We start from the raw sequence: 4,253 nt of genomic DNA on the forward strand, positions 1-4,253 counted from the left end.
GCTCAATTTACTTTAAGCTACTATTTACTTATTGAAAGAACCATTCATATTTTTACAACATCATATATCGACATGTTTGTTCAACTCACGTATCCAATGGCTGATCTACTCTTTCTTTTAATAGGAATCAACCTTTTATTCAGACCATTATCCTTACTACCAAAGCAAGTTGGTGCTCTTCTTGGCAGTGCTTTAATTTTGTATGCTACTACGGATTCTATTTATGCTTATATAAAATACTTCCAGCCTGAGCACTCTATGTTCACAGTTGCTCCATTCTATCAAGTAACCTTATTATTGGTAGCAATCGCTTGTATACTTCACACAAAAGAGCCCGAAAAACAAGAACAAATATTACTAACGCCTCAATTTGGTGAATCAATCCGATTATCATTACCGTATATTTCTGTCGTGATGCTTATTGTTTTTATATTGGTCGAAWATGTTTTTGCACCTATCGTAGTAATTGGACTTATGGTAACTTTCGCCTTCGTTCTCATACGCCATATGTTAGTTCGAAGACAAAATAAAATATTATTGCTAGCACAAATGCAATTCAGCTTAGAACTCGAGAAACAAATCGAACTACGTACAGAAGATTTAGTAGAACAAAAAAATGAGTTATATCATAACCAACAAATGTTTAAATCTTTATACGAGCATCATCCAGATCCAATTTTCACATTAGATTTGTACGGTAATTTTCTCAATGTGAACAACGCTGGAACTACTTTACTCGGTTATCAAACGAATGAATTATTAAACCAACCATACTATTCACTTATGTATGAAGAAGATTTAGAAGAAATCATTACTGCCTTTCATCACGTGAAAAAAGGGAAATCTATTTCTTTAGAAATACGGGCATATCATAAAAATAGAGATATTTACTACTTACATGTTACAGCTGTTCCCATCTTTTTAAAGGAACATATTTCTGGGGCCTATTTAATGATTAAAGATATTACAGAAAGCAAGCAGCAACAAGAGCAAATTAATTTCCTAGCATATCATGATACTTTAACGGAACTTGCAAATCGCCGTTCATTTCATCTGCAGTTAGAACGAGCAATTGTACGAGCAAAACTATCGAAAAGACCTTTTGCTGTTATGTTTCTCGATTTAGACCGTTTTAAAGTTATTAACGATACTCTCGGTCACCGGGTAGGAGATCTTCTTTTAATTGCTGTAGCAAAAAGACTAGAACGAATATCGACGTCAAATATGAAACTTGCTCGGTTAGCTGGGGATGAGTTCACAATTCTTATAGAAGATTATAAAGAAGATAGAGATGTACAAAAAATAGCTGATATGATTGTACTATCTATGAATGAGCCATTCGAAATTGAAAATCAACATTTACAAATCTCGCCAAGTATCGGGATTGCAATATACCCAGAAGCAGGCGAAGATCCGTTATCTATTTTACAACATGCTGATATGGCCATGTACGAAACCAAAAATAAAGGAAAGAATGGTAGCTCACTTTATACGAAAGAGTTATATAAAAAAATGGAGCGAAAAGCTCGAATTGAAAAAGATTTACCACTTGCTTTAGTAAATAAAGAATTCTTTCTCGTCTATCAACCACAAGTTGACATTACAACGAATAAAATCATCGGTGCCGAAGCTTTAATCCGTTGGAAACATCCACTATTAGGTGACATTTCACCATGTGAGTTCATTCCAATTGTGGAAGAGACTCCGCAGGTCATCCCACTTGGGCATTGGGTGCTACGAGAGTCTTGTCGTCAACTAAAAATATGGCAACGTTTTGGATACACAAACTTAAAAATGAGTGTCAATTTATCAGCGAAAGAATTTCAACAAAATCAATTAATCGAAAATATTTCACAAATACTAAAGGACGTTAAAATTGACCCGAAAGATGTAACACTTGAACTAACAGAACGAATTGCGATGATTGATGAAAAAGAAACATTATCGAGACTAAAGCAATTAAAAGAATATGGTATTCAAACGTCCATTGATGACTTCGGTACCGGCTACTCTTCTCTTGCTTATTTATCAATTTTCCCTATCGATACATTAAAAGTACCAAAAGAATTTACACAACTAGCCGATCATCGGCCTGAAGAAAGAGCCATCGTTTCCACTATCCTTTCCCTTGCAAATACTTTAAATCTCTCTGTCGTTGCTGAAGGAATTGAAACAGAAAAACAGCTTAAGTTTCTGCAAAAAAACAACTGTAAATACATGCAAGGTTACTATTTCAGTAAACCTCTAACAAGTAAACAGTTTATAAAATTTCTACAAAAAACACCCAGTATGAACCAATAGTTCACACTGGGTGTTTTTTAAAGTGTCGGAATTCTTTTTTCGTAATATTCTTCTGCAATCTCTTCGTAAAAAGCTGCTTTTGTTGTATAAAAATATGGAGTTAACCATAAGAATCCAATTCCTAATGTAATCACGCTTAATATAAACCAACCAATAAAACTTAAACATAAAATGAAATACTCCATCTTATGTCCAGCCATCATATGACGGCTTTCTGTAATAGCTTGGTTCAATGAGTACTCAGGATGATCATTTAAAACATAATACGTCATCGCATAAGAAAATGATTTAATAATGCCTGGAATAATAAAAAGCAAGAACCATAAAAAAATATAAACATTTACTAGTATATATACTAAAAATGACTTTAGAAACTTTGTACCTTCTGTAAACCAGCTGAATAGATGCCCAATACGAACTTCTTTTTCCCGAATTATATGTAGCGCTAAACAATAGCCACCTAGCGTTAATGGACCCACTATAAAAATTGTAATAATCTCTATTGAAAGCGAACTATTCCATTCTCCCCAGTTCCATACTTGCGAAAAAATAAATTTAATACTAACACTAAAAGCTGACGTAAGAATCCAAATAAGTAATGTAGCTCCTACACCTAATCCCCATTTCCCTTCCAGTGAATCTAGCGCTTCTCCTTTTAAATCACTAATCATGCCTAACCTCCTATACGTAATAATTCTATTAGTATAGCACGTACCTACTGCAATTCACCTTTTGAAATATAGCGATAAAAATGTGCTGTCGTTGTACCTACATATGGACTAAGCCAAAGAAATCCTATTCCAAGAGTAAGAATCGCTAAAATAGCCCATCCTATGAAGCTAAGCCATAAAAGAAATAAATCTAGTTTATGCCCCTTCATAAAGTTCTTACTTTCTTTCATCGCCTGTGAAACGCTATAATCTGGATTTTCAATCATAACATAATACGTCATCGCATACGAAAAATACATCACAATCATTACAACAATCGAAATAGCTAATAGTACAAAGAAAGCAATCGTTAACGATATATTCCCTTCCTCACCAAAAAATGCGAATACACCTAGTAACAACATCGGAATCCACGTACCTGTATATAACAAAATAGCAAGCATAGCCCACATTGTTTTCATCATTCTTTTAAAGCCACGAAATCCTTCAAATAAATAATCTACTCTAGCATCTTCTCGTTTACTAATTTGTAGCAACACATTCGTATAACCGTATGATGTAATACCATAAGATGCATTACTCAAAATGATCATTATGCAATAAAAAATTCCAAATGTAATACCTGCCCCGACTGATATTGCTTCCTCTTCAATTGAACCCGCTAAACCAACAACTAAGAAAAATATAATAATTCCTGGAATTAAAAGTATAAGCATTGCAGCCATTGAAACAACATAACTTAAAATAATATGTAAAATCGTTGATCCAACACCTAGTCCCCATTTTCCCTTTAAAGAGTACAATGCTTCTCGTTTCATTTCACCGATCATTTGCTCATCTCCTTTATGAAATATAAATTGTTATATATTCTCTACTTATACAAACAACAATATAATTATACCAATTTTGTTAGTCTATTCCATCTATTAAATTGAGTTTCAGTTTCGACATTTAAATAAAACACAGCTATGCATGGCTGGATGCTCTCTCCTATCTAAAAAGAGGCGTTTTTTCCCCATCTAAATTTATAGCTATATATAACAAAGAGATAACCTGCAGTTCTTTTTATTTCTCGATTTTCACTTGGCATGGGGCAGAAAAAGGCTCTGACCGCTTCTATGCATGGCTGGATGCTCTCTCCTACCTAAAAAAGAGGCGTTTTTTTTCCTCTTTTAATTTATATCCATAACAAAAAATCCGTAAGGGTCAGAGCCCTTACGGATTTTYTTACTTCATATCAGAAACGTTTAAACGGTTCACAGCACGCTGCAAGGCCATTTC

3 protein-coding genes are annotated in these 4,253 nt (G+C 33.9%); 1 reads left to right on the forward strand and 2 read right to left on the reverse strand.

All coding sequences use genetic code 11. The features are described 5' to 3' along the window. Positions 1-2,301, forward strand: a 2,301-nt coding sequence (locus AC1DJR_RS19235; RefSeq protein WP_477003268.1) for a putative bifunctional diguanylate cyclase/phosphodiesterase, incomplete at its 5' end; no start/stop codon positions are given. A 17-nt stretch (positions 2,302-2,318) separates the two neighbouring features. On the opposite strand, the gene AC1DJR_RS19240 is transcribed toward AC1DJR_RS19235, so the two are convergent. Continuing rightward, positions 2,319-2,972, reverse strand: coding sequence for a DUF975 family protein (locus AC1DJR_RS19240; protein ID WP_002191289.1), 654 nt, complete (start codon positions 2,970-2,972; stop codon positions 2,319-2,321). 44 nt (positions 2,973-3,016) lie between these two features. Continuing rightward, entirely contained in the window at positions 3,017-3,802 is a 786-nt protein-coding gene (locus AC1DJR_RS19245; protein WP_429687973.1) for a DUF975 family protein, read from the reverse strand. Between the last annotated feature and the right edge of the window lie 451 nt (positions 3,803-4,253).

This window comes from Bacillus sp. 05T31 (genome assembly GCF_056396725.1).